The 415-nt window shown below is 56.9% G+C and carries 1 protein-coding gene; it reads left to right on the top strand.

Annotated features, from left to right (window positions below; genetic code table 11):
- Nucleotides 1-415: efflux RND transporter permease subunit (locus B2W52_RS04365; protein WP_286801545.1), on the top strand; the 415-nt coding region annotated here is incomplete at both ends.

The raw sequence follows: 415 nt of genomic DNA, 5'->3' as shown, positions 1-415 counted from the left end.
AAGGATCAACTGGTGGCGGAGATCGAAGAAGCCGTGACCCAACTGCCTGGCAACAAATACGAGTTCACACAGCCCATCGAAATGCGCTTTAACGAGCTGATTTCCGGTGTTCGGGCTGATCTCGGGATCAAGGTGTTTGGTGATGATATGGATCAACTGTTGGCGTCGGCAAAGGCCGTTCAGGAGGTGCTTGAGACCGTTGAAGGCGCGGAGGATATTCTAGTCGAACAGGTCACGGGGCAGCCGATGTTATCGGTGCACCCCAAGCGCATGGCATTATCGCGCTACGGCCTGAATGTCGAAGACGTGCAAGCGCTGGTGGCAACCGGTGTTGGCGGTGAGAACGCGGGCCTGATCTACGAGGGTGACCGTCGCTTTGAGTTAGTGGTACGCCTGCCGGAAACCGTGAGGCGTG

This window comes from Marinobacter sp. UBA2498, assembly GCF_002341575.1.
In the GTDB taxonomy this organism is placed as follows: domain Bacteria; phylum Pseudomonadota; class Gammaproteobacteria; order Pseudomonadales; family Oleiphilaceae; genus Marinobacter; species Marinobacter manganoxydans.
This window is presented reverse-complemented; position numbering and strand designations above follow the sequence as displayed.